The sequence below is a fragment of the Rathayibacter sp. AY1F9 genome (assembly GCF_002932155.1).
GTDB lineage: Bacteria > Actinomycetota > Actinomycetes > Actinomycetales > Microbacteriaceae > Rathayibacter.
The window spans coordinates 1-631 of record NZ_PSVA01000060.1; the positions used below are offsets into that span (position 1 = coordinate 1).

The following is a 631-nucleotide window of genomic DNA, read 5'->3' on the forward strand; positions in this document are numbered from 1 at the left end:
TCCGACCATCCTAGAGCCCGGTGGAGCGCTCTCTCGCCCCGGAACGCGGGACACCGCACTCCGGACGACCGCGAGGCGCCGCCTCCCCGGCCGGACACCGCGGTGAGGGCGGTGTCCGGGCGGCGGAGGCGGCGCCTCGGAGGAGAGCAGCGGAGCGCAGGCGCGGTCGGCCGGCGCTTCCCGATCAGGCCCGGTGGGCGCCGTGCCCGTCGCGGGGGGGAGCGGTGCGGATCGAGTCCGTCCGGACGTCCGGCTCGATGCTGCCCGCGGCCAGGTCGGCCACGGCGCGCGCGGCCAGCTGCGGGTCCGTGAGGCGCAGCTCCTCCGCGCTGTCCTCGGCCGCGAGGTCGTGCGCCTCCTGCATGGCCGACTTCGCCCGCAGCGGCGGGGTCTTGAGGAACCACGAGAGCACGAAGGCCAGCAGGACCACGCCCAGCGCGACCTGGAACACGGTCACGGTCGCGTCGTTGAACCCGGTCAGGAACGGGGCCGACAGGGCGCGGTCCGCGGTGTTCAGGAACGACGTGTCCCCGTCGAGCGCGGAGCCGATCGCGGCGGTGTCCTGCGACTGCAGTAGCTTCAGGATCCCGGCGTTGGCCGGATCCGCGGCGACGGCGGGGTCGGTGGCGGC

At 75.6% G+C, this 631-nt stretch carries 1 pseudogene; it reads right to left on the reverse strand.

Going from position 1 to position 631, the window contains the following annotated elements:
- Positions 1 to 184 precede the first annotated feature (184 nt).
- Positions 185 to 631, reverse strand: a pseudogene (locus C5C37_RS17695) (hypothetical protein); the annotation flags it as partial.